Raw genomic sequence first — 435 nt, forward strand, 5'->3', positions numbered from 1 at the left:
CTTCAGGTCGGCGTTCTGGCCATCCGAGATTTCCTTCTTGAATGCGCTCAGCGCATCCTGGTGCCCCTGAACACCGACCTTCTGGATATACGCCTGATCGAACGCCTTGCCTTGCAGATTCTTGAGCGAGGTCAGTATCGTAGTGTCCGAATTGTCTTTCGGCACGGTGACGCCGTGCGGGGCGGGCATCTTCAATTGCATCGTGAGTTTCGTGTGATCGAGCATCATGTGATGCGCGAACGATTTCACGTCCTTGTCGCTCGAATTCTTCGTTGCGAGCTTGGATGCGTCGATTTCGGTGGACGATGACATGCTAGCTGCCTGCACGAAATCCTTGTCGGCCTGGGGCAACGGATTGGTGGCGGTGGTCGAGGCGGCCTGGGTTTGCGCGCCGGCAAACTGTGGGATGGCGGCCAGTCCACAGCTTATCGTGGC

The 435-nt window shown here is 57.7% G+C and carries 1 protein-coding gene; it reads right to left on the bottom strand.

Annotation, left to right across the window (positions count from 1 at the left end; all coding sequences use genetic code 11):
- Positions 1-429: DUF4142 domain-containing protein (locus VSR34_RS38695; RefSeq protein WP_342965270.1), on the bottom strand; the 429-nt coding region annotated here is incomplete at its 3' end.
- Between the last annotated feature and the right edge of the window lie 6 nt (positions 430-435).

The organism is Paraburkholderia sp. JHI2823, assembly GCF_038900695.1.
Classification (GTDB): Bacteria; Pseudomonadota; Gammaproteobacteria; order Burkholderiales; family Burkholderiaceae; genus Paraburkholderia; species Paraburkholderia mimosarum.